Origin of the sequence: Lysinibacillus sp. NPDC047702 (assembly GCF_050272555.1) — a bacterium.
Lineage (GTDB): Bacteria > Bacillota > Bacilli > Bacillales_A > Planococcaceae > Lysinibacillus.
The window spans coordinates 1-23,527 of the sequence record NZ_JBNNMG010000076.1 but is presented as its reverse complement, the minus strand read 5'-3'; the positions used below and the strand labels follow the sequence as shown (position 1 = coordinate 23,527).

The following is a 23,527-nucleotide window of genomic DNA, read 5'->3' as shown; positions in this document are numbered from 1 at the left end:
CATCATGTTGCTGCCGCTGCGTTAGCACTACGCTTTCGCACAAAAAAACATCATGTTGCTGCCGCTGCGTTAGCACTACGCTTTCGCACAAAAAAACATCATGTTGCTGCCGCTGCGTTAGCACTACGCTTTCGCACAAAAAAACATCATGTTGCTGCCGCTGTGTTAGCACTATGCTTTCGCACAAAAAACATCTGTTGGCCCAAAGCCCCTGCGGTTGTCACGGATTTTGAAGAGGAGCTTTTCGAGTGAGTTCGAAAAAAATCCAGATGCAATTACGCTCGGGCGTAATTGATGTTGCTCAAGTTTCGTTTTTACCATAGAGTGATATTGAATAACTAGATTTAAATCAACATAATAGTTTTTCAACAACATGAACACGTCTTCTATAAAGGAGACGTGTTTTTATCTTACTGTGTGTACTAAAATTAATTTTTTAAGAACCATTGGATGCTTTGAACATTTAGGCTTGTTTCGGTAAACTAGAGATAATGGAGCTTGGAAAGGAAAAAGACATGATGTATGAAAAAATAATGAACTCACTGGACGATACTGAGCACTTTGCATTGAATCTTGCCAACTTACTAGAAGCCCGGGATACAATAACGTTGGAGGGGGATTTGGGTGCTGGAAAAACGACATTTACAAAGGCCTTAGCAAAGGGACTGGGTATAAAAAAAACAGTAAATAGTCCAACATTTACGATTGTGAAGCAATACGAGGGACGTTTACCATTTAATCATTTGGATGTTTATCGTTTAGCAGAAAGCGATGAAGATCTTGGTTGGGACGAGCTATTTTACGGAGATGCTGTATCGGTGGTAGAGTGGGCACATCTCATTGAACAAGATTTACCACAGGAGCGTTTAGGAATAGAGATTTACCGGATTGGAGAAAATCAACGACGATTTGTGTTAACACCTTGTGGAAAGCGATATGAGGCATTATGTGAGGAGCTAATGAAATGATTTGGTTAGGGATTGAAACGGCGAATGCACCGCTGTCTATTGCTGTTGTGAGGGATGGACAAGTGATTGCAGAGATTGTACAAAATATAAAATTAACACATTCAGCGGGAGCGATGCCTGCTATTGAGAATGTGCTTGCACGAATCAACATAAAGCCAAGCGAGTTAGATGCAATTGCGGTATCTGAGGGGCCAGGCTCATATACAGGAGTCCGAATTGGTGTAACACTGGCCAAAACGCTAGCATGGACACTACAAAAGCCTCTCATTGGGATATCAAGCTTAAAAGCATTAGCTGCAAATGCTGCATTATATGAGGGATTCATCTGCCCAATTTTTGATGCGCGAAGAAACAATGTATATACGGCTGTTTATAAGGGTTCAAAACTAGAGACCATATTTGATGACTATCATGACCATATTGATAGCTTATTAGCACGTTTAAAAACTCTGGAGGCACCTGTTTTATTTGTTGGGGCTGATGTAGCTATATTTTGGTCCAAGATCGTAGAAGTACTAGGTGATGATGCTCATCGTGCACCTTTTAGTTATGATTTGCCCCGAGCAAGTGAAATAATTCGATTAGCATCGACCTTAGAGTTACCTAGTGTGGATGCAGTTCATCACTTTATCCCACAATACAAACGTATTGCAGAGGCAGAGGCGAACTGGCTAAAGGAACAGAAGGTGAAAACGGATGAGTAGTAAGATAACATATCGTAAAATGGTTTCTGACGATGTTCCAGCTGTATATGCGATCGAGCTTGCTACATTCCCTGCGCCATGGACGCTAGATTCTTTTTATTATGAAGTACATGAAAATCAATATGCACATTATGTGTTAGCTATAGACGAAAATGACAGCATAATTGGTTTTTGCGGCATGTGGATGGTGGTAGACGCTGCGCAAATTACGAATGTTGCTGTTATAGAATCAGCCCGTGGTCGTGGAATAGGTGAAGGATTAATGCGAGAATCTATGCGAATTGCGCAACAGAATGAGATGGAAATCATGAGCTTAGAGGTGAGAGTAACGAATACTGTTGCTCAAAATCTTTATCGAAAGTTAGATTTTCAAGATGGCGGCTTACGAAAAGGTTATTATACAGATAATGGGGAGGATGCCCTTGTTATGTGGGTGAATTTATAATGGAAAAACGAATGATATTAGCAATAGAATCGAGCTGTGATGAAACAGCAGCAGCAATTATTCAAAATGGTTCCGAAATTGTTTCGAATGTTGTTGCCTCACAAATAGAAAGTCATAAACGATTTGGCGGAGTTGTACCTGAAATTGCGTCTCGCCATCATGTTGAACAAATTACGGTGGTCATTGAAGAAGCCTTAGCTCAGGCAAATATGCAACCGAGTGATTTAGATGCAGTTGCAGTTACAGAAGGACCAGGTCTAGTAGGTGCATTGTTAATAGGAATTAATGCTGCAAAGGCCTTTGCCTTCGCTAACAATTTACCGATTATTGGTGTTCATCATATAGCAGGGCATATTTATGCAAATGCACTTGTCCAGCCAATGGAATTCCCACTCTTGGCACTTGTTGTATCCGGCGGTCATACAGAGCTTGTGTATATGAAGGAGCATGGATCTTTTGATGTCATTGGTGAGACGCGAGATGATGCAGCGGGTGAAGCTTATGATAAGGTTGCGCGTGTTCTAAACTTGCCTTATCCTGGGGGACCACGTATTGACAAGCTTGCACAGGAGGGGGAAGAGGCTGTATTATTCCCAAGAGTGTGGCTTGAAGAAAATTCGTATGATTTTAGCTTTAGTGGATTGAAATCGGCAGTAATTAATTATAAACATAATATGGATCAACGTGGCGAAAAAATATCTCCCACTGCGGTTGCTAAAGGCTTTCAGGAGAGTGTAGTTGAAGTATTAACTGCAAAAACACTACGTGCTGCACGTGAATATAAAGTGAAACAAGTAATTGCAGCAGGAGGTGTGGCAGCTAATAAGGGCTTGCGAACATCGCTTGAGAAGGTTTTTGCTGAAGAGGGTATCCCATTTTTTGTCCCTCCATTAAAGCTATGCACAGATAACGCTGCGATGATAGGGGCAGCAGCATCACCAATGTTTGAAGCTGGTATACGAGGAAATTTAACGATGAATGGTCGCCCTGGAATGGAGCTGAAATCCTGGGGGAAATAGAGAAAGAGGTGTCTTAGATTAAATTCTATGATACCTCTTTTTGATATGTGAAAAATATGTAGAAATATTACACAATGAACTGTTGTTAAATTGACAAATTTTTCAGAAAATTATCCACAGATTAAATGTAAATAGAAACGACGAACATTCGTACTTATGCACAAATTGTTGATAACTTGTGTATAACTTGTGGTTATTCTATATATAGTAGCATGTTTTTCACATAAAACTGTGAGCAAAATAATTTAAATCTGTGGATAGTGTGGAAAAGTCTGTTGATATGTTGGTATTACTAGATTTCCTTTGTGCATAAAGCTGTGGGCAGTTTTTGTCGAAAAATAGCACTTGACCAATATATATGAAATATAAGCGCGGGTAAAGAAAAAAGCCATGTGTCAGGCACACGGCTTTACATCTAACTATACAATGATATTTTCAAGTTCTTCATTTAATTCGAGCCATTCTAACTCAAATAGCTCATGTTGTTCCTTAGCAATGGATAATTCCTCTTGCAGCTGTGAGATTTTCTCATGATTTGTGAAAATCTCTGGATCACAAAGTTCTGCCTCTAAATGGGTTATTTCAGCATTTACCTTCTGCATTTTACCTTCCAGTTCTTCAATCGTACGCCTGATTTGGCGTTCTCGTTTTTTTGCTTCTTTATCAATTTTAGAGGTAGAGGCTTTTTCAGCTATATCTATATGACCTTGAGATTGAGAATTAATAGTAGCCTTCATTTGTGCTAGTTCTAGTAGTTCCTGCTTCTTTTCTAGATAGTAATCATAGTCACCTAAATACTCGAAGGAACCATCACCAGATAGCTCAACTACTTTCGTAGCGATTCGATTAATAAAATATCTATCATGTGATACAAATAATAATGTTCCAGGATAATCAATCAACGCATTCTCTAAGACCTCTTTGCTATCTAAGTCTAGGTGGTTGGTAGGCTCATCTAGAATTAAGAAATTTGCCTTTTGCATCATTAATTTTGCAAGAGCAAGTCTGGCCTTTTCACCACCAGATAAAGAGGACACGGCTTTATCCACATCTTCACCACTAAATAAGAATCGGCCTAGAACAGTTCGAATATCCTTTTCATTCATTAATGGCCATTCGTCCCAAAGCTCTTTTAAAACACTTTTATTGCTGGTGAGCTTTGCCTGCTCCTGATCATAGTAACCAATTTGAACATTTGTTCCATAGCGAATTTCTCCAGAGAGTGGTGCTAAATCTTTTATAATGGTTTTTAATAAAGTGGATTTACCTACGCCATTTGGTCCAACAAGCGCAATTCGATCTTCTCTATAGGTCCGCAAATGAATGCTGCTTGATATTTTTTTAGCACTATAACCTATTGTTAAATCATCAACAGATAATACATCATTACCACTTTGACGGTCGATTGTGAAACCAAAGCTTGCCGATTTTTCATCACCATCAGGAGATTCCATCCATTCTGTTCGTTCTAACATCTTACGGCGACTTTGTGCCATCTTTGTGGTAGAAGCTCGTGCAATATTTTTTTGAATAAACTCCTCAAGCTTCGCTTTTTCATCTTGCTGGCGTTCAAACATTTTCATATCACGCTCATAATTTTTCGCTTTTTCATCCAAATAAGCACTATAATTACCTGTATATTTTGTTACACGATGACGTGAGACTTCATAGACAATCGATACAACCTGATCTAAGAAATAGCGATCGTGGGAAACAATAAGAATCGCGCCCTCATAGCCTTTTAAATAAGATTCTAACCAGGATAACGTTTCGATATCTAAATGGTTTGTAGGCTCGTCTAGTATTAAAAGATCTGGTTTACTTAAGAGAAGCTTAGCCAGTGCTAAACGAGTTCGTTGCCCTCCTGATAATGAACGAATGGATTTCTCGTAATCCTCAGGATAAAACTGCATGCCATGAAGCACTGAACGGATATCAGATTCATATTGATAGCCGCCTGCATCTTTAAAATTATGTTGTAATTGATCGTACTCAGACATTATTTTGGCATATAAAACAGAGTCATCATATACAGCTGGATCAGCCATTTGTTGTTCTAGTGAGCGAAGAGTCTTTTCTTGTGCCATAAGTGGTTCAAATATGGTCAACATTTCATCCCAAATCGACAAGGTTGAGTTTAATCCAGCGTGCTGTTCTAAATAGCCGATTTGTATGCCCTTAGGAATAATAATATCACCCGCATCATATGACATTTGACCGGCAATTATTTTTAGTAAAGTTGACTTACCTGCACCATTTCGTCCTACTAATGCAACACGATCACGATGTTGAACCTCTAACTTAACGCCGCTTAGTATTTCATCTACAAGGAAGGATTTATATAGTTGATTGACCTGTAAAACAATCATTCTTGACACCTCAATTCTTCCTTAGTGTAATGGATGAACGATGTGCTTGCAATGTCGATGCTTTACTTATTCCGAGCAGTCATGTAAGATTGAAACGATTTCTCTTTAGTTAGTGGCGTAAATGGCGCCATTAACTAAAGAGAAATCCTCCAATAGAAATAATAAACTTTGTAAGTAGTTCATTAAGCATGTATCATTTAAAATATGTTTAGGCGAATTTGATACACACAAGGAGGAAAAAGTTTGAAACAAGAATTAAAAATTCCACAAGCCACTACTAAAAGACTTCCTCTTTACTATCGATTTATCCAAAACTTTGCGCACGAAGGCATGGAACGAATTTCATCGAAAGAACTAAGTGAAGCGATGAAAATAGATTCAGCAACCATTCGCCGTGACTTTTCTTATTTTGGTGCACTTGGGAAAAAAGGATATGGCTACGATGTTCAACATTTATTAACATTTTTTAGCCAAACGCTAGATCAACATGAAACGACAAAAGTAGCGTTAATCGGTGTGGGGAACTTAGGTAGTGCTCTATTAAAATATAATTTCCAAAAAAATCATAATACACATATCGTTGTAGCATTCGATTCAAAAGCTCCAAAGGATGGTAAGATGATTAGTAATATTCCTGTTTTTCATCCTGATTTATTGGAGGAAAAATATGCTGAATATGGCGCAGAGTTAGCCATATTAACCGTTTCACCACGTTCAGCACAAAAAATGGCTGACCGTCTAGCAGCCATGAATGCAAAGGGTATCTTAAACTTTACCCCAGAGCGCATTACTGTGCCAGATAAAATGCAGCTCTTAACGATAGATTTATCTGTTGAATTACAGGCACTTATTTATTTAATTCGTAATCAGGAAGAGTGAAAATAATACATAATTCAAAGTATAGTTCACAGTTTCTGTCAAATAGAAATATGATATAAAATAAGAAGTAATCTATAAGAGTGACGAAAAACTTTCACATATAATTAGTTAGCAAAATGGCGAATTATGCGTTAAAATGATGGATATAAAGAGGAGGTGGCTGAAATGGGTCCAATAGGTCCAATGAGCCTCGTTATTATCGGAGTTGTCGCTTTACTAATTTTTGGTCCTAGAAAGTTACCAGAGCTCGGTAAAGCATTTGGTTCAACGCTACGTGAATTCAAAAATGCTACTAAAGGATTAGCTGACGATGACGATGATGACAAGAAAAAGAAAGAACTAGATAAGTAAGTTAGGATGTTGAGGAATGAATCCAAAAGATCTAACTGTTATTGAGCATATAGAAGAATTAAGAAAACGGCTTTTCATAGTTGCCGTTTTCTTTGTTCTTGCTATGATTGCTGGCTTTTTTGTTGCAAAGCCAATTGTTAAATATCTTCAAATTACTGGGGAATCCTACAATATAGAACTCCATTCATTTGATGTAGTAACACCACTGTCAATTTATATCCAAGTTATTTTTTTAATATCATTTATTCTTTCTTCGCCGATATTGATGTACCAATTGTGGGCATTTATAAGCCCAGGTCTAAGAGACATAGAACGAAAAGCAACCTTAAAGTATATACCGTATTCTTTTTTATTGTTTTTAGCAGGGCTGTCCTTTTCATTCTTTTACTTATTTCCTTATGTCCTAAAATTTATGATGAGCTTATCGAATGAATTAGATGTACTGCCAACAATTGGCATAAAACAGTATTTTTCATTTTTATTTAGACTTACAATACCATTTGGTTTCCTTTTCCAATTACCGATTGTAGTCTTATTCTTTTCACGTATCGGAATGTTATCTCCTGAAATACTAGTTCGTTTTCGAAAGTATTCTTATTTTGGTTTATTTGTGTGTGCAGCTATAATTGCACCGCCCGAGCTGGCTTCGCATTTAATGGTATCAATACCACTGTTTATGCTATATGAAATTAGCATTATGATCTCACGTATTGGCTATAAAAAATACCTGAAATCAGAGGAAATGCGATTAAAAGAAGAGCAGGAAGCTGAGCAAAAACGACAGGTTGAAGAGGCACTTGAACAACAGCGACGACAAATAGAAGAATTAAATCAATAAAAAATAAAGAGCTCGATGCACATGCATATCGAGCTTTTTAAATGTAATTTTTGACGACAAATAACTAAAAAATCAGTGGGATAAAAAGCTCCCACTGATTTTTTATTGCATTTTTTGTAGTTCTTCAAGCAACTTTTGCAATCGTTCTGCATACAATTGTACAAGTGTCACAAAACCATTCAGCATGACGTGGGCGATAATGGACGTCCAAATGCGTTTTGTCTTGTGGTATAAGAAGGCAAAAATCAATCCACAAATTGTATAAAGCAAGATATGTGAAAAGTCCCTATGAATAAGAGCAAAGAAAATGGCACTTACTATAGCCGCTATCCAGAAATTCGTTGTTTGGACAAGCGATCCAAAAATTACACGGCGGAAGACGAACTCTTCTAATATTGGTCCAAATACGACAATCGCAAATATCGCAATAGGAGCGCCTTTTGCAATAGCTACAATATCAGCTGTGTTTTGCGACCCACCCTGGATACCGAATACAGCCATTTCGATAGCTGCGCCAATCATTTGGCCGATAAAAACTAAGAAGAAACCAATAATTCCCCACATAATTGACAGTGGTATAGTTTCTTTCTTTCCTTGATAAATATCCCAAAACGTTTTATCTCGGGATGTAAGGATTAAGCTTAGAATTAACGCAATGGCGAAGCTAAGTGCAATATACCAGCCCTGTGTTAATGGAGCTGCTTGTTTACTAGCTAAACCAGTAGCACTCATAACAAGCTTATGAAATGGTACTAACAGCCATTTGCCTGATATTTGCATGAGGATATAAATCAATAAAACATATAGGGCTGTTTTTTTATGTTTAATTACTTTTTGAGAATTAGTCACAGTCAAAATCCTTTCCATTCATTATGCTACCTTTCTATTGTAGAGGAATATGGAAAGAAAACAAAATTTTTCGAAGTTCTGGCTTGCAAAAAAAAGTGTGATTGATTATCATAATAATTGTGTTAGCACTCAACTGTATAGAGTGCTAATAAACTCTCAACAAACATTTAATTAATAGGAGGTTGTTTCACTTGTTAAGACCACTAGGAGATCGTATTGTAATTGAACTAATCGAGGTAGAAGAAAAATCTGCATTCGGTATTGTACTGCCAGACTCTGCAAAAGAAAAGCCACAAGAAGGTAAAGTTGTAGCAGTTGGGACAGGTCGTGTGTTAGAAAACGGACAACGTGTAGAGCTTGACGTTAAAGTTGACGACCGCATTATTTTCTCAAAATACGCTGGTACAGAAGTTAAATATGAGGGTAATGAATACTTAATTTTACGCGAAAGCGATATTCTTGCAATTATTGAATAATGCAATGCTTTATTTAGGTAATAAAGCGAATGCCTATAATGATTGTCACATATGACAATAACAGTATGGTGAAATTGATATAAATATATTGATGAAGCTTAACGAATATTCCATTTCAGGAGGGTAAATTCAAATGGCAAAAGATATTAAATTCTCAGAAGAAGCTCGTTCATTAATGTTACAAGGTGTAGATAAATTAGCAAACGCAGTTAAAATTACATTAGGGCCTAAAGGGCGCAATGTCGTTTTAGAAAAAAAATTCGGTTCACCACTTATTACAAATGATGGTGTGACTATTGCAAAAGAAATCGAACTAGAAAACCCATACGAAAACATGGGTGCAAAATTAGTAGCAGAAGTTGCTTCTAAAACAAATGAAATCGCAGGTGATGGTACAACTACAGCAACAGTACTGGCACAAGCAATTATTCGTGAAGGCTTGAAAAACGTGACAGCTGGTGCAAACCCTGTTGGAATTCGTAAAGGGATTGATAAAGCAGTTACTGCTGCACTGACAGAATTACACGCTATTTCTCGTCCAGTAAGCCATAAAGATGAAATTGCACAGGTTGCTGCCATCTCTGCTGCTGATGATGAAGTTGGACAACTTATTGCTGAAGCAATGGAGCGCGTTGGTAACGATGGTGTTATCACAATTGAAGAATCTAAAGGCTTCACAACAGAGCTTGATGTAGTAGAAGGTATGCAGTTTGACCGTGGCTATGCTTCACACTACATGGTGACTGATACAGATAAAATGGAAGCGGTTCTTGATAACCCATACATTTTAATTACAGATAAAAAAATTACAAACATTCAAGAAGTATTACCATTATTAGAACAAGTGGTACAGCAAGGTCGTCCACTTTTAATCATTGCTGAAGATGTTGAAGGGGAAGCTCTTGCAACACTTGTAGTAAATAAACTTCGCGGTACATTTAATGCTGTAGCAGTTAAAGCACCTGGATTTGGTGACCGTCGTAAAGCGATGTTAGAAGATATCGCTATCCTAACTGGTGGTCAAGTCATTACAGAAGAATTAGGCTTAGACCTTAAATCTGCTGATATTACGTCTCTAGGCCGCGCTGCGAAAGTAGTTGTGACAAAAGACAACACAACAATCGTAGAAGGTGTTGGCGGTGCTGATGCAATCGAGGGTCGCATTGGTCAAATCCGTGCTCAGCTTGCTGAAACAACTTCAGAATTCGATAAAGAAAAATTACAAGAACGCCTTGCAAAATTAGCAGGTGGTGTAGCAGTCATCAAAGTTGGTGCTGCAACAGAAACTGAGTTAAAAGAACGTAAACTTCGTATTGAAGATGCACTTAACTCAACTCGTGCAGCTGTTGAAGAAGGTATCGTATCAGGTGGTGGTACTGCACTTCTTAATGTGTACGCAGCTGTTGAAAATGTGGCAGATGCAGAAGAAGGCGATGTAGCAACAGGTGTGAAAATCGTTCTACGTGCGTTAGAAGAGCCAGTTCGCCAAATTGCAAACAACGCTGGCCTTGAAGGCTCAATTATCGTAGATCGCCTAAAACGTGAAGAAATCGGTGTAGGCTTCAACGCAGCAACAGGTGAATGGGTGAATATGATTGAAGCGGGCGTTGTAGACCCAGCGAAAGTAACGCGCTCTGCATTACAAAACGCAGCATCTGTAGCAGCTTTATTCTTAACAACAGAAGCAGTTGTAGCAGATATTCCAGACCCAGCAGCGCCAGGAATGCCTGATATGGGTGGCATGGGCATGCCGGGGATGATGTAATTAAATATAGTAAGGCAACACTTCTTTTAGGAAGTAGTGTTACTCACAATTAATATAAATACACCTACCACTTCTCATCATTTCTACTATCTGATGAGAAGTGGTTTTTTTCTTTTAAAGTTTACCTACCCAGAACATTCAATATAAAAACCACCTCTTATAATTAGTAAATAATTATAAGAGGTGGTTTTTATGTTTAAGATTCCTAAAATTATAGTTCATTTGATACGGTTTTAACCGAATAATAAATTAAGAAGCTCTTTTAATACAGAAAGGAGGAAAGTAGATGCGTATTGAATATAACCAATATCATCAGCCAGTTACAGATCAAAAACTAACGAAGTCAGCAACACAAGTAACAGAAGATGAAAAACAATTGATGCAGAAGCAAAAGAGAGAACAAGAGCTAGAAAGGCAAAAGAAGATGGCAGAGCAATTAAAGAGAGAAACTGAGGCAGCTAAGAAGCAAATGGAGGCAGAGGAAGACAAGTTAAAAATTTATACAACATGTTTAGAAATTGCGAGACGTATTTCCTCTGGAGATAAAGTTCCAACGAAGGATCATCAATTTTTAGTCAAGCATGACCCCGCGCTATATGGAAAAGCGCTGACGATGCGTATACCTAAGGAGGATCCTAAGGAGTACAAACAATTGTCTGAGGATGAGGAAAGCCAAAATAAGCAACAGTCAGGTATATCTGAAGGAATAAGCGAGCCTACGAGTCAGAATAATTCAAGCTCAACGGTAGATATAAAAATTTAAGTCATGCGTGTTACCTTTCAAAAGGACAATAGAGATGAAAAGTTGTGCAAAAGTAGAAAAAGCCTCAATTATGATATGGCTTTTAGGAAATAAGATGGTCCCTGTTTTCGATAAATCAACAGCCTGCGCTCAAGTTCACAATTTGAGAACAGGCTTTTTTGTGCTTATTGAAAATGATGAAAGCTATTAAATTAATTTTCCTGTTGTATTTCAATAGATTATCACTTACAATACATATTGAAAATGATAATCGTTATCATTTGAAGAAAATGTATTAGATAGAGGTGAAATCTTGGATAAACAGGATGCTAAAAGAATAGGCGTAGGTAACATGTATTATGTCATGATCTTACTTATCATTGGAGCAATTTTATTATCTGCCGTGTTATCTGTATCAATAGGGCAGGTTAGTATTCCATTCAAGCAATCTATGGATATTCTTTTACATACGCTTACAAATGGAAAGTTAGGATCACTTGATCATATTCAAAATCAATCGTACTTAAATATTATTTTGCAGGTAAGGATGCCTCGTGTGGTTTTTGCTTTATTGATTGGCATTGGACTTGCCCTGTGTGGGGTAGTAATGCAGGCGATTGTTCAAAATCCGCTTGCTGATCCATATATTCTTGGTATTTCTTCAGGTGCAACATTGGGTGCAACTTTCGCCATTCTAATTGGCTTTGGTGGTAGTGCGTTCTTAGCCCAATTTGGTGTAGCTTTTGGTGCTTTTGCAGGGGCAATGTTGACATCGATGGCCGTTCTTCTTTTGTCAAGTATTGGTGGTAAAGCAACCTCCATTAAACTCGTGTTATCAGGGGTTGTGATAGGAGCGTTATGTAGTTCGTTTTCAAGCCTTATGATATTTTTTGCTAAAAATACGGATGCCATTAAAGCTGTTACGTTCTGGTCAATGGGTAGTTTAGCCACTGCTAGCTGGGACAAGACACCAATCTTAGCAGTTGTAGTTGTGTTAGGTGCAGCATTATTTCTTCTCCAACATCGCATATTAAATACAATGCTATTAGGTGATGAGTCTGCTATCACATTAGGAATCAATTTAAGCGTTTACCGAAAGCTATATATGATTCTTACGTCATTAGTAGCGGGGACTATGGTTGCCTATACAGGAATGATTGGTTTTGTTGGTTTAATTATTCCTCATATTACAAGGGGCATTTTTGGTGCAGATCATAAACGATTAATGTTAGGTACGTTACTGTTAGGAGGGCTATTTATGATCTGGGCAGATATTTTGTCTAGAACATTAATCCAAAATGTTGAATTACCTATAGGAATCATTACCTCTGTTATTGGATCACCATTATTTATCTATATGATTGTAAAAAAAGGTTACAACTTCGGAGGGTAGAACAATGGAATTAATTGCTAAGGAAATGGAAGTCAAGATAGGCAAAAAAGAAATTGTTAAAAATGTATCTATTCATGTGAAAAAGCAACAATTTGTGGGCTTAATCGGACCAAACGGATGCGGAAAGTCAACTTTGTTGAAAAGTATCTATAAAAGCATTTCACCGCAAAAGGGAATGGTTTTTTTAGATGATTTAGATGTTTTAAAAAGTCCTGAGAAAAAAATTTCTCAGCATTTAGGTGTAGTTGGTCAATTTAATGAAATGCATTTTGATTTAACTGTGCATCAGATGGTGCTGTTAGGCAGAACACCTCATAAGAAAATGTTAGAGTCAGACACGAAGCATGATTATGGCGTAGTTGAGGAAGCGTTGAAACGTACAAATTTACAAGATTATAAGGATCGTAGCTATTTATCGTTATCTGGTGGGGAAAAGCAAAGGGTTATTTTAGCAAGAACAATTGCACAGCAACCTAAATTTATGATACTGGATGAACCTACTAATCATTTAGATATCCGCTATCAAATTGAAATTTTATCTTGTGTGAAAGAGCTAAATATAGGAGTCCTTGCAGCTCTTCATGATTTAGAGATGGCAGCGCATTATTGTGATTATCTTTACGCAGTGAAGGATGGAGAAATTTATGCGCATGGCACACCAGAGGAAGTATTAACTCCAGATACAATAGAAGCTCTATATCAAATTAAGTGTCAAACATTTACTAATCCAGTGACGAATGGATTAAGTTTTGCATATGGATTTTAGGAGGAGTATAAATGAAGAAGAAATTATTAGTAGGGATGGGCTTAGCAGCTATGTTACTGTTAACAGCTTGCGGTGGCACATCAAAAAATACATCTGAGGAATCAGAAACGAAAGAGCATTATCCATTAACAGTAGAAAACTATACAAAGGCTGAAGGTGGCTCAACTTGGGAAAAGAAAGAGCAAAAATTCGATAAAGCACCAGAAAGAATTATGGCTAACACACGTCCAGCAGCAGAACTATTATTACATTTAGGCTTAGGGGACAAAATTGTTGGAGTTGGTGCAAACTTTGGTGCACCTGATACATCTGTAGAGAAGGAATACGAAAAGTTAAATATTTTAAGTGATGAGTACGTTGGCAAAGAGGTTACATTAGGAACTGATCCAGATCTAGTTTTTGGACGAGGTGGATTATTTGATAACGCTGAATGGGGAGTAGGCACAGTAGATTCTCTAAATGATATGGGTGTTAAAACGTATGTTTTAGAATCTTCGATAACAGGTGGAACATATGAATCGATTTATAAGGATATAGAGAATGTTGGGGAAATTTTTAATGTTCAAGACAAAGCAGATAGCTTTATAAAGGAATTAAAAGATAGACAAAAGAATATTTCTACTAAATTAGAGAGCATTAAAGAGCACAAAACATTTGCATACTTGCATACAAATGATCCAAAAGATCTTTTTGTATGGTCAGCACATGGGGAATCATTCTTTAATAATTCATTTAATATGATTAAACTAGATAATATCTTTAAAGATGAGACAGGTGATATTAGCATCGAGACATTAATTGCTACAGATCCAGATGTTTTAATTCTGCCAAACTGGGATGGATCAGATCTTACAAAAGTACGTGAGGAAATTTATGCCAATCCCAAACTTTCAAGCATGAAGGCTATTAAAAATAAACAAATTTATATTGTAGATTATAATTACATGTTTGGCTATAGCTATAATACGATAGATGGTATGGAAGCTTTAGCAAAAGAAATGTACCCAGATTTATTTAAATAAGTGAAGAAATGGGGAGATTAATCCCACTTTTTAAAGGAATAGTTCACTAGAAATTTTCTAGTTTACTATTCCTTTATTTATTGAGTAATTAGTTGGTTTATATTCAATATTATTACAGTTAAATGCGTGTGCATACTATCCCAACAAATAGAAACGGGATGTTGCTTATCAAGATAGATTAATCGAGTAATAAGGTTGTTATTTATAGTGCTTGTATCTATCAAATGAGGTGAGGAATTCAGAAATAGACCTGTTTTAAAGATAGCTTCCTTTAATGTCCATAGCTCATAAAAGGCTTGTAATCGATTGAGATTGGTTTTTGAAAAAAATATATCTAATTCAGTCTGTGTGATTGCAGAAAATATGACCTCTTCACACAATGGTATTATTTCTTCCACATCAACTCCGATATGACCCTTTGTAGTTAGTGCCACGACTATCCACTTTCCCGAATGTGATAGATTTACATCGCCCTCCCATTGATTATTAATAATATATGGACGTCCGTTAGCATCTCTTTCTACTTGAATTTGATGATTGCCGAGGACCTTTTGAAGCGCCCATCGAATAAGAGTGCTACCTAATAATGCCCTTTGCCTATCCTGCCAATGCTTATATTGTAAAATTCTATGCTGGTCTGGCTGTGATAGTTGATAGAACAGCTTATCCCATTCTGCTTGTACCAATTGTTGACCAAAAGGTAACGCAAATAAATATACTTTGTTAGTCTTCATATGATTTCTACAGACTCTGGCTCAGGGAAATACTCCATTTTGATGCCGTAATGAATCAACTTGCGAATAAAGGCTGTATTTGGCACTGCACATAAAATTTTCGTATGTGCTAAAAATGCTTGTGTTTTATCGCAATTAAAGACAAATGGTGAATCACTTGCTCCATCACCTTCTAGCTGTGCAATGGCCAATGATAAATATGTCTGTGCATCCTCTGTATGATCATTATATAAAAGCCAGTTCGTATATTCCTGTGCAGTCACAGTTTCAAGCTCATAGCCAAACTCCTGAATCAATTCAATAAAGTTTAGATAGGGCAGCGGAGTGGGGTTACATAAATGGAATACATGTCCGTTTGAAGCAGACTGACATGCTAGAGCTACTAGCGCTTGGCTGGCATAATTAATCGGTGTAAAGTCAATGTGCCAATGAGCACTAGGAGTCTTACCTAAATAAAGCATGGATTTGATCATACGATAAAAAGCATTGTCATCAATATTGCGTTGGAATTTACCAGTTTCAGAATGACAGGTTAAATTCCCAACACGATAAATGGATATAGGAATAGCCTGCATGCTGGCCTGTCGTACAAGATTCTCAGCCTCTAGCTTACTTTGTGTATAAACATTGTCAAGCTGATAGTCATAATTAAAGTTACCTTGTGCTTCATCGAATCCCCAATTATTTGCGGCAAGCTCCTCTGGAATCCCCATCGTTGAAACATAGTGGAAATGAACACCCTTTTTACGTTTAGCTAGTTTCAGTAGATATTTAGTACCTTCGACGTTTACATCATTAAATTGTTCCGCTGCGCCAAAATGCCTTACATCTGCTCCACAATGAATAATAGCATCAATCTGATTAATAATTGTATGCTCATCTTTGTCAGATAGGCCCAGCCTTTGATGCCCCAAATCTCCTTGTATCACTGTCACTCGATTTTTCAAAAGTGTAGTGATGCTGTCCTCGAAATAAAATTGCATAGTATCATTAAGCTTTTCTTCAATGGATACACGAGCATTTGGTCTAATGAGGCAGTAAACCTGTACATTTGTTGTCATTAACAGCTCATATAATACATGACTTCCTAAAAAGCCCGTAGCGCCTGTAAGCAATACTGTTTTCATTGGTAATGGTTCTACTGCATCAGAAACTGGTAGGCGGTTAGGCTCCTTTAATTCCTTTAATAGGACAGTAGATGGCAACACTGGGTTTGCCTGATCCTCAGCTTGATAGTTACGAATATAATAATCAAGCTCTGCAATAGTTTGATGTTGGAAGAAATCTTGTATTTTTAAGAAGGGAATATGCTTTTTCACTTGTACAAGAATCTCTAGAATTTTTAATGAATGCCCACCGATGTGGAAAAAGTTATCATGAATGCCAACTTGCTCAACACCAAGTACATACTCCCATGCCTTAGCTAGCATTTCCTGCCTATCATTTTCTGGGGCTGTATATTTGCTATTTAGAGAAATGGTTTCTTCTATCTCTAGTAATTGCTTTCGATCAATTTTACCTGTTGGAGATAGAGGCATCTCTAGTAATTCAAAGAATCGCTCAGGAATCATATATTCTGGTAAATTATTTGATAAATACTCTCTAATGGTCTTTTGTTCTATTTGCATACCGCCTGACACAGTATAATAGGCAAATAAACTATTATTGCCATCTGCCTTTTTTTTCGCGACCATTATTGCCTCTTGTATGTTAGGGTAATTACTTAACACGGCTTCAATTTCCCCAAGCTCTATACGAAATCCTCTTACTTTTATTTGCGAATCTTTCCGTCCAATAAATTCAATTACACCACTTGGTAATAAACGGACTAAATCGCCTGTTCGATACATCAATTCATCAGCTTTAAATAGATGTGGAGCAAAAACCTCGGCTGTTTTTTCAGGTTGATGTAAATAACCTGCTGCTAAACCAGCGCCTGCAATACATAATTCACCTGTGACATTGATTGGGCAAAGCTGATTATTGCTATTAACAATATACATTTCATAGTTGGCAATCGGTCTGCCAATTGGCATGCTTCCCTGATTGTCTGTTATAGAATCCTTTATCTTATAGTAGGAGGATAGCACTGTGCATTCAGTTGGTCCGTAAACATTAACAATTTCAGTCCATTTACCGAATTTCTCCTGCCATCTTTGTACAACAGCAGGCATTAGAGCTTCACCACCAACTGATAAAAATTTAAGAGACGATAAATTTTCTTGAAATTCTACAGATAGATATGTAGCAAGCTGTGTAAAGAAAGTATTTGGCACAGTCGCAGTAGTAATGTTTTCGCGTGCGATCATATTAGCAAATGCTTCGACGGATAGCCGTTCAATACTTGTGAGCATGTGCAGTCTTGCACCTGAAAAAAAAGCTGTCAATGTTTCTGTCACTGAAGGGTCAAAACTATAGGAGATAAATTGAGAATAAACGTCATCTTTAGAGGATTGGTAAATTCTCTGATGATCTGTTATTAAGTTAATAACAGCCCCATGTTTGATCATGACACCTTTTGGTTTACCTGTGGATCCAGATGTATAAATAATATAGGCTAAATCGGATGGGTGTAGATTACTGTGAATATTTTCTTTTGAAAAACTTTCCTTCTGATTGATGGTCAACACCATCCGAGGTTGTACATCATTATGTATGAGTTGGTTCAGTAAGTTCATATGTTCATCTTTCGTCAATACAAATGGGGCGGCAGTATCGTTCAAGAGGTACTGGCAACGTTCTTGTGGATAGCTTGGATCAATGGGAACATAGGCACCACCTGCTTTTAGTACTCCTAGAATACTAATGATTGTTTCCTTACTACGCTCCATTAAAATGGCTACAAAATCACCTTTTTGCAGACCATTGTCTATTAACATATGGGCAACTTGATTAGATCGTTCATTTAATTGATGATAGGTCATTGTACCGCCCTCGAAAGATAAGGCAATTGCATCAGCAAATTGGTGTACAGCTTGATAAAAAATTTCAGGTATTGTGGTATTTGTATCGTAATAGGCTTTAGTTTGATTTAAAGCTTGGTATGCTAGCAGATCCTTCTCTTTTAACAGTTCAATACATGGAGAGACTAGCATTTGTTGTTCAAATAGTTGTGTTTGATGATGTGATAAATATAAATTAAAATCTCGTGTATTATTCAATCATAACAACTCCTATTATCAAAGAGGGAAATCAATAAGCAGAATATTAAAAATTCATTTTAGCGATAAACTCCCGCAGATGTTCATAAATCTGCGGGATACTGAGAACCTGCTTCTGCTTATAGAAAGACTCTTTTCATTTTTATTTCACGACAAATGTGTTAACAACATTTAATAATTCGCTGGACAAATCAGTTAATACTTGCGCTTCTTCAGAAACTCTTTGTACGGTATTCAGTTGAGAAGAGGAAGTTTCAGCGACTGCTCGTGTATTATCTCTTGACCCCATAGAGAAATCTTCCATATCCTTTACAGCGGAGGTTACTTCTTCCATGCCGGCTGCCATTTCTTCTATTGTTGCGGATAGTTCTTGTATTTGTCCAGTAACATGGTGGATTGAAGTTAAAATATGACTAAATGATTTTTCAGAATCATTAATCATGACTAAACCATTATCTACTTCCTCCACAGCACGCATCATCACATTTACAGATGTATTTGTATCATGCTGAATATGTGAGATAAGCGTGGAAATTTCGCGAGCAGATGCCTCAGATTGCTCAGCAAGCTTACGAACTTCATCAGCTACAACAGCAAAGCCACTTCCAGCTTCACCAGCACGAGCTGCTTCAATGGCTGCATTCAATGCCAATAAATTCGTTTGAGAGGCGATACCTGTAATAATACCAACGATTTCTTCAATTTTACCTGAATGTTCGCCAAGCATTTTTACAGATGCTGCTGATTGATTCACTGCTTTACTAATCGCATTCATTTGAGCTACAGATTTATTTGTCGAGTCATTTCCTTTTTCAGCTTCCTCAGATGCTAGGATTGAGGATTCTGATATTTGATTGGAGGTCAGGGCAATTCGTTGAATACCCATGCTCATTTCCTCAATGGTGATCGAGCTTTCTTTTGCTTTTTGGACTTGTAAATCAGCGCCTCCAGCAATTTCTTGCATAGATGAAGCTACACTATTGTACGAGTCTGTTGCTTCTTGCATATTGGTAGATAATACATTGGCGGTGTTCGAAACACGTGCAGAAACATTTGTGGTGCTTTTAATAACTGCTTTCAAATTTTCAATCATGGAATTAAAGTTTTCTGTGAGTAGACCCACTTCATCTGTTGATATCACAGGTAAGGGATCTAGCTCTAAATTACCTTCTGCCACTTTTTTAGATTGTAGGGAAAGATGCTGAATCGGTGTTAATTTTCTTTTTAAAACTGTAAAAACAGCAATGGAAGAACCAATTAAGAAAATCACTGTAACTAAAAGAATCCATAAAACCTCTGTCATCGCCTTAGCCGTTACCATTGATACGTCATAGTCAATTGCATATGCAGCTAAGACTGCTCCGTTTTCATCCAAAATTGGTGTAAGGCCTGTTTTGTAGCTACCATACTCATCTGAGTAGATGTTCGTAGCAGTCGCTTCTTTTGTGTCAAAAATTTCTTTAATTCTTGCTAAAAAGTCATCTGATAAGCCCATAGATATCATATCTTGGTTATACTCCGCCCCAAATTCCAGTATACTTGAGGATAGAACAGGCGCTTTTATATTGTCTCCATCTACCGTTATAAGAAATAGATTTGTAATAATATCAGAGTGATCATTTATATCGTCCATTTCTTTTGTTAAACGAAGAACATCTGAATTACTAGCGTTAGGCTCCTTTATAATAGATTGCAATGTTTTTAGATCTATTGTTTTTGCTAAGATCATTCCTTTATCATAAAGAGATTGATTCATATCTTTTAAATTACTATTCTTTACTATGTAATAGGATAGACCTAGATTGACTAATCCAAATAGTAATAAAATACTTATTACAATGGTTGTTAATTTCCTACTGATGGACATGTGCTGTTTCTTACTTTTCTTCATGTTCTTCCTCCTATAATTATATACAAAACATATTTTAAGTAAAAAAATAGACAATCGAAGCTGAGATAGTCAAAAGTAAATAGTAGAGAACATTACATTTGGCAGTCCTGATGTAATTTTCATGGAAGGTATGTGTACCTTTTTATTAAAATATTAATGAATGGAAAATAATCCAAACATCCCCTAACATTAAACTACTATACTGCCAAAAAATATGATTCACAACCCAATAAACTTACTATTTCGACTTATAATCTTTAAAACAAAATTGAATAAAATGGTTTGTTAGTATGAAAATTTTTATTGGAAGTTGAAAAATTTACTAAATTTTAACATTTTATTAATATTTAATTATAAGAAGTGATATTCTTGAAGTTGTTTTGAAGAATTAAATTATTGGTGAAAAACATCTTTTAGTTTTAAAATTAGGTCTTTTAAATTACATACATTATTATGATAAAAATGGATGAAGCATATAGTCTATCTTTATCTTCAATAAAAAGCTTTATCTTGGGTTTCCAAATATGCCAGGAAACATATCTGTTATCCCTGGTAAGCCCGGGAAACTAGGGTATTGTCCGCCAAAGATGGGGCTGGGGCAGATACGGTGATGGATCATATGGAGGATAGGGGCTACATGGAGGTGTCCCTGTTCCTGCTGCAGTTATTTGATAGACATCCACTGTCACTAATTGACCGTTATCTAGCTGGATTTCTGCAGTTCTTCCTCCTGATCCAAAGCCCGTATCAATGTGCCATGATAAGTACCAGTAGGGAGAGTAACCCAAATTTTCATGCTAGGTCTGAGCTGTTGATTAAAATCATCAGGAGCTAATCTAGCATATACCAATGAAACACACCTTTCTTTATTTGTTCTAACATAGCCTATTTTCAAAATTCCTATTTGCCTTAGGCTAGTGGTTACTTAAATTTGAAATTGTTATAAAATATACTGATTTTCATTATAATGAGAGAAAAAAGGATGTTTGCATAATGGCAATTATCAAGATTAAGAAAATTACAGTGCAAAATTTACGAAATGTTCGTCATGGTGAAATTTCCTTAGCAGTAAATTTTGAGTCATTTTTACAGGCCAATGTTGTAGGTTTATATGGACAAAATGGTTCAGGTAAAACAACGATTGTCGATGCCTTTAGTATATTGAAAGCACTAGTTTCAGGCTGGATAGCAGAAGTGAAATTACCTGTACAAGAAAAGCGCTTAGTCATGGCGGGAGAGGGTAAGGCTAGTATAGATTTTGAATTTCTTGTGGAAAATCAGTTTGGTACATTTTTTATCAATTATTATGTAGAGCTAAAAGAGGACGAGCATCGACTATACACAGTTCTTGAACGGCTTACGTATCGAGAAAATGACAAGGGCAAACGTATGAAGATACTAATTGCTATTACAGAAGACGATGTACAGATTCGTAACGCTAAACTTTCAGATATGAATGAAAAAGCACGTATTCAATTGCTAGTTGTTCAGCAATTAGCCAGAAGGCAATATATGTCCTTTATCTTTCATAAAGATTTAAAGCTTTTATTACAAGAAAGGCTTTCGGAGCTTGAGATGCAGCTCCTTCAAAATGTAGCAATTGATTTTAATCAAGATTTACATGTTGTGAATAATCAAAATATCGCGCCTTTGTTTGAAGAGCGAATCATGCCCTTTAGTATCCATTTAGAGAAAACTAGAGGCTTAATACCATATGATCTAAAGGGACCAGCAGTCTTGCCAGAAGAGACTTTCTATGTGTTATGTGAGGTTGTCGAACAAAGTAATCAAGTATTGTCAGCAATTATCCCAGGTCTGACCATAAAAATTAATGTTATTACGAAACAAACAATGGATAGTGGAGCAAAAGGGGTTCGTTTTGAATTTTTATCAAAGCGTGGAGACCGTGAATTACCTCTTCGGACAGAGTCAGAGGGGATATTAAAAATAATTTCTGTTCTTAGCTTGCTTATTGCGGTATACAACAATCCTAATGCATGTGTCATCATTGATGAATTAGATTCTGGTGTTTTTGAATATTTGTTAGGTGAGTTGTTAACAGTGATAGATGAGGATGGAAAAGGTCAGCTTATCTTTACATCCCATAATCTACGTGTGTTAGAGGTGCTAGCCATTAAAAATTTATGGTTTACAACAACAAATGAAAATCACCGCTATATGCAGCTAAAAGGAATAAAAGAAGTGAATAATGCTAGGGATGTCTACCTGCGTGCTATTCAGCTTGGTGGCCAGGATGAGGAAGTTTATAAGGAAACAAAATCATTTAAAATGAAGCGTGCGTTTAGAAAAGCGGGTGTGCAGCATGACTAAAAAAGTTCTCTTAATCATTGTTGAGGGACAGACAGAACAGATTATCCTAGAGGATTATTTAGATGAATATTTTGCAAATTCGATGATTCGCTTTGATGTTCAGCGTGAGGATATTTTGACAAAATGGGATGCCAATAAGCGTATACCTAATATTAAAAATAGTGTTATTAAAGTAATCCAGAGCTATTTAAATAAATATAAGTTTTTAGCAAAGGATTTAACGGCAGTTGTTCATATCACAGATGCAGACGGGTGCTTTATTGCGCCAGAATTTGTTAAGGTGAAGGAGGATATCGAGCAAAAATTATTTTATACAGAGGATTCAATCTTAGTGAAGTCAGATAAACGCAAAGAGCAAATTGAACAACGTAATGAAATGAAAGCGAATAATGCCAGGATATTAGTGGCGAATGACCACTTCAGTATTAACCGTTTAAAAGTACCCTATCAATTATTTTATTTTTCTACAAACTTAGAACATGTACTTTGGGATGAACGCAATGAAATTCCAACAGAAAAAGTGCAAAAGGCAGATGATTTTATGGATAATCTCACTGGCAATATTGAGGAGTATTTAAGGGAATTTTTTCCGGTTAATCCAGAGCTGCCATATAGAGAAAAAATGAAAAAAAGCTGGGCATTTTTAATGGATGGCTGCCATTCATTGCAACGAGGAACTAATGTCTCATTGTTATTTGAAATGATTAAATCGGATGTACAATAAAAAGTGAGGCTGGGACAAAACCCTTCTCTAAACTAAAAAGCCGGTGAAATTTTACGATCAGTAAAATTTCACCGGTTTTAAATTTTTTTCATAAAAAAAT

General features: G+C 36.6%; 21 protein-coding genes. 16 read left to right on the top strand and 5 right to left on the bottom strand.

The window, feature by feature from the left end; all coding sequences use genetic code 11:
• The 5 genes from ACQKIM_RS24275 to tsaD form a co-directional block, all read left to right on the top strand.
• On the top strand, window positions 1-252 hold a 252-nt coding region (locus tag ACQKIM_RS24275), incomplete at its 5' end, for a hypothetical protein (RefSeq protein ID WP_427548893.1).
• Between the two features lie 266 nt (window positions 253-518).
• Window positions 519-968: a tRNA (adenosine(37)-N6)-threonylcarbamoyltransferase complex ATPase subunit type 1 TsaE gene (tsaE, locus tag ACQKIM_RS24270; protein WP_427548891.1), complete on the top strand. Its 450-nt coding sequence runs from the start codon at window positions 519-521 to the stop codon at window positions 966-968.
• On the top strand, window positions 965-1,672 hold the full coding sequence (gene tsaB, locus ACQKIM_RS24265; RefSeq protein WP_427548889.1) for a tRNA (adenosine(37)-N6)-threonylcarbamoyltransferase complex dimerization subunit type 1 TsaB: 708 nt from the start codon (window positions 965-967) through the stop codon (window positions 1,670-1,672). The genes tsaE and tsaB overlap by 4 nt, the downstream gene beginning before the upstream one ends.
• Window positions 1,665-2,117, top strand: coding sequence for a ribosomal protein S18-alanine N-acetyltransferase (rimI, locus tag ACQKIM_RS24260; RefSeq protein ID WP_427548887.1), 453 nt, complete (start codon window positions 1,665-1,667; stop codon window positions 2,115-2,117). The genes tsaB and rimI overlap by 8 nt, the downstream gene beginning before the upstream one ends.
• Window positions 2,117-3,136, top strand: a complete 1,020-nt coding sequence (gene tsaD / locus ACQKIM_RS24255) for a tRNA (adenosine(37)-N6)-threonylcarbamoyltransferase complex transferase subunit TsaD (protein ID WP_427548885.1) — start codon at window positions 2,117-2,119, stop codon at window positions 3,134-3,136. Before rimI ends, tsaD begins: the two co-directional genes overlap by 1 nt.
• A gap of 419 nt (window positions 3,137-3,555) precedes the next feature.
• Here tsaD and ACQKIM_RS24250 read toward each other — a convergent pair whose 3' ends face one another.
• Entirely contained in the window at window positions 3,556-5,505 is a 1,950-nt protein-coding gene (locus ACQKIM_RS24250) for an ABC-F family ATP-binding cassette domain-containing protein (protein WP_427548894.1), read from the bottom strand.
• A gap of 243 nt (window positions 5,506-5,748) precedes the next feature.
• Here ACQKIM_RS24250 and ACQKIM_RS24245 point away from each other — a divergent pair, with 243 nt between their 5' ends.
• From ACQKIM_RS24245 to tatC, 3 genes are all read left to right on the top strand, one after another.
• Window positions 5,749-6,384: a redox-sensing transcriptional repressor Rex gene (locus ACQKIM_RS24245; RefSeq protein ID WP_427548883.1), complete on the top strand. Its 636-nt coding sequence runs from the start codon at window positions 5,749-5,751 to the stop codon at window positions 6,382-6,384.
• A gap of 165 nt (window positions 6,385-6,549) precedes the next feature.
• Window positions 6,550-6,735 carry a twin-arginine translocase TatA/TatE family subunit gene (locus ACQKIM_RS24240; protein WP_427548882.1) on the top strand — a complete coding sequence of 62 codons (186 nt, stop codon included), beginning with the start codon at window positions 6,550-6,552 and terminating at the stop codon, window positions 6,733-6,735.
• Window positions 6,736-6,751: 16 nt separating this feature from the next.
• Window positions 6,752-7,573 (top strand): twin-arginine translocase subunit TatC, encoded by an 822-nt coding sequence (tatC, locus tag ACQKIM_RS24235; RefSeq protein ID WP_427548881.1) that lies wholly within the window; start codon window positions 6,752-6,754, stop codon window positions 7,571-7,573.
• Window positions 7,574-7,675: 102 nt separating this feature from the next.
• Here tatC and ACQKIM_RS24230 read toward each other — a convergent pair whose 3' ends face one another.
• On the bottom strand, window positions 7,676-8,440 hold the full coding sequence (locus ACQKIM_RS24230) for a CPBP family intramembrane glutamic endopeptidase (RefSeq protein WP_427548879.1): 765 nt from the start codon (window positions 8,438-8,440) through the stop codon (window positions 7,676-7,678).
• Window positions 8,441-8,613: 173 nt separating this feature from the next.
• Between ACQKIM_RS24230 and groES the strand changes: the two genes are divergently transcribed.
• The 6 genes from groES to ACQKIM_RS24200 all read left to right on the top strand — a co-directional run bounded on the left by groES (window position 8,614) and on the right by ACQKIM_RS24200 (window position 14,586).
• The gene (gene groES, locus ACQKIM_RS24225) at window positions 8,614-8,898 is read left to right on the top strand and encodes a co-chaperone GroES (protein ID WP_054771925.1); all 285 of its coding nucleotides are present in this window, start codon (window positions 8,614-8,616) and stop codon (window positions 8,896-8,898) included.
• 133 nt (window positions 8,899-9,031) lie between these two features.
• Window positions 9,032-10,663 (top strand): chaperonin GroEL, encoded by a 1,632-nt coding sequence (gene groL / locus ACQKIM_RS24220; RefSeq protein ID WP_427548877.1) that lies wholly within the window; start codon window positions 9,032-9,034, stop codon window positions 10,661-10,663.
• 286 nt (window positions 10,664-10,949) lie between these two features.
• The gene (locus ACQKIM_RS24215) at window positions 10,950-11,426 is read left to right on the top strand and encodes a hypothetical protein (RefSeq protein ID WP_427548875.1); all 477 of its coding nucleotides are present in this window, start codon (window positions 10,950-10,952) and stop codon (window positions 11,424-11,426) included.
• A gap of 292 nt (window positions 11,427-11,718) precedes the next feature.
• Window positions 11,719-12,798 carry a FecCD family ABC transporter permease gene (locus ACQKIM_RS24210; RefSeq protein WP_427548874.1) on the top strand — a complete coding sequence of 360 codons (1,080 nt, stop codon included), beginning with the start codon at window positions 11,719-11,721 and terminating at the stop codon, window positions 12,796-12,798.
• Between the two features lie 4 nt (window positions 12,799-12,802).
• Entirely contained in the window at window positions 12,803-13,564 is a 762-nt protein-coding gene (locus ACQKIM_RS24205; RefSeq protein ID WP_427548873.1) for an ABC transporter ATP-binding protein, read from the top strand.
• An 11-nt stretch (window positions 13,565-13,575) separates the two neighbouring features.
• Window positions 13,576-14,586 (top strand): ABC transporter substrate-binding protein, encoded by a 1,011-nt coding sequence (locus ACQKIM_RS24200; RefSeq protein ID WP_427548871.1) that lies wholly within the window; start codon window positions 13,576-13,578, stop codon window positions 14,584-14,586.
• 77 nt (window positions 14,587-14,663) lie between these two features.
• Here the strand turns inward: ACQKIM_RS24200 and ACQKIM_RS24195 are convergent, their stop codons facing one another.
• The 3 genes from ACQKIM_RS24195 to ACQKIM_RS24185 form a co-directional block, all read right to left on the bottom strand.
• Window positions 14,664-15,320: a 4'-phosphopantetheinyl transferase family protein gene (locus ACQKIM_RS24195; protein ID WP_427548869.1), complete on the bottom strand. Its 657-nt coding sequence runs from the start codon at window positions 15,318-15,320 to the stop codon at window positions 14,664-14,666.
• The gene (locus ACQKIM_RS24190) at window positions 15,317-18,481 is read right to left on the bottom strand and encodes an amino acid adenylation domain-containing protein (protein WP_427548868.1); all 3,165 of its coding nucleotides are present in this window, start codon (window positions 18,479-18,481) and stop codon (window positions 15,317-15,319) included. The genes ACQKIM_RS24195 and ACQKIM_RS24190 overlap by 4 nt, the downstream gene beginning before the upstream one ends.
• A 142-nt stretch (window positions 18,482-18,623) precedes the next feature.
• Window positions 18,624-20,372: a methyl-accepting chemotaxis protein gene (locus ACQKIM_RS24185; protein WP_427548866.1), complete on the bottom strand. Its 1,749-nt coding sequence runs from the start codon at window positions 20,370-20,372 to the stop codon at window positions 18,624-18,626.
• 993 nt (window positions 20,373-21,365) lie between these two features.
• Between ACQKIM_RS24185 and ACQKIM_RS24180 the strand changes: the two genes are divergently transcribed.
• Window positions 21,366-22,703, top strand: a complete 1,338-nt coding sequence (locus tag ACQKIM_RS24180; RefSeq protein WP_427548864.1) for an AAA family ATPase — start codon at window positions 21,366-21,368, stop codon at window positions 22,701-22,703.
• Window positions 22,696-23,427, top strand: a complete 732-nt coding sequence (locus tag ACQKIM_RS24175; protein ID WP_427548862.1) for a hypothetical protein — start codon at window positions 22,696-22,698, stop codon at window positions 23,425-23,427. The genes ACQKIM_RS24180 and ACQKIM_RS24175 overlap by 8 nt, the downstream gene beginning before the upstream one ends.
• Window positions 23,428-23,527 lie beyond the last annotated feature (100 nt).

Bases quoted from the DNA above. Each gene is read 5' to 3' on its own strand.
- ACQKIM_RS24185 (WP_427548866.1), bottom strand. From the start codon at position 20,372: ATGAAGAAAAGTAAGAAACAGCACATGTCCATCAGTAGGAAATTAACA.
- rimI (WP_427548887.1), top strand. From the start codon at position 1,665: ATGAGTAGTAAGATAACATATCGTAAAATGGTTTCTGACGATGTTCCA.
- ACQKIM_RS24205 (WP_427548873.1), top strand. From the start codon at position 12,803: ATGGAATTAATTGCTAAGGAAATGGAAGTCAAGATAGGCAAAAAAGAA.
- ACQKIM_RS24200 (WP_427548871.1), top strand. From the start codon at position 13,576: ATGAAGAAGAAATTATTAGTAGGGATGGGCTTAGCAGCTATGTTACTG.
- tsaD (WP_427548885.1), top strand. From the start codon at position 2,117: ATGGAAAAACGAATGATATTAGCAATAGAATCGAGCTGTGATGAAACA.
- ACQKIM_RS24195 (WP_427548869.1), bottom strand. From the start codon at position 15,320: ATGAAGACTAACAAAGTATATTTATTTGCGTTACCTTTTGGTCAACAA.
- ACQKIM_RS24250 (WP_427548894.1), bottom strand. From the start codon at position 5,505: ATGATTGTTTTACAGGTCAATCAACTATATAAATCCTTCCTTGTAGAT.
- ACQKIM_RS24240 (WP_427548882.1), top strand. From the start codon at position 6,550: ATGGGTCCAATAGGTCCAATGAGCCTCGTTATTATCGGAGTTGTCGCT.
- tsaB (WP_427548889.1), top strand. From the start codon at position 965: ATGATTTGGTTAGGGATTGAAACGGCGAATGCACCGCTGTCTATTGCT.
- ACQKIM_RS24230 (WP_427548879.1), bottom strand. From the start codon at position 8,440: ATGGAAAGGATTTTGACTGTGACTAATTCTCAAAAAGTAATTAAACAT.
- ACQKIM_RS24215 (WP_427548875.1), top strand. From the start codon at position 10,950: ATGCGTATTGAATATAACCAATATCATCAGCCAGTTACAGATCAAAAA.
- tsaE (WP_427548891.1), top strand. From the start codon at position 519: ATGTATGAAAAAATAATGAACTCACTGGACGATACTGAGCACTTTGCA.
- tatC (WP_427548881.1), top strand. From the start codon at position 6,752: ATGAATCCAAAAGATCTAACTGTTATTGAGCATATAGAAGAATTAAGA.
- ACQKIM_RS24180 (WP_427548864.1), top strand. From the start codon at position 21,366: ATGGCAATTATCAAGATTAAGAAAATTACAGTGCAAAATTTACGAAAT.
- groL (WP_427548877.1), top strand. From the start codon at position 9,032: ATGGCAAAAGATATTAAATTCTCAGAAGAAGCTCGTTCATTAATGTTA.
- ACQKIM_RS24175 (WP_427548862.1), top strand. From the start codon at position 22,696: ATGACTAAAAAAGTTCTCTTAATCATTGTTGAGGGACAGACAGAACAG.